The sequence below is a fragment of the Gilvimarinus sp. 1_MG-2023 genome, from assembly GCF_030548285.1.
Map to the genome: position 1 here is coordinate 1 of NZ_JAUOSC010001350.1, position 252 is coordinate 252.

The 252-nt window shown below is 59.1% G+C and carries 1 protein-coding gene; it reads left to right on the top strand.

What is annotated here, in order from left to right:
• Positions 1 to 252 (top strand): hypothetical protein (locus Q4563_RS21235; RefSeq protein ID WP_303605935.1); only part of this gene is annotated, 252 nt, incomplete at both ends.

Genomic DNA, 252 nt, shown 5'->3' on the forward strand with positions numbered 1-252 from the left:
GGTCGGGACGGGTTCAATGCTGCTGGCCACCACTGCCGGTATGCTCAGCTATCTGGGGTTATTTGGCGAAGTCACGGCGACCTTGAGCCACTTTGTCAGTCTCGGCATCTGTTTTGTTACCGTTCCCCTGATTGCCTGGTGGACCGGCGGCCGTTACTACATTGCCCGTACCTCTCCGGAGCTGGATCTGCTGGTCACGGATATTGCCCCGACCGATTTGTCGCGCTTGCCGGAGGATGTGCGGCATCAGCA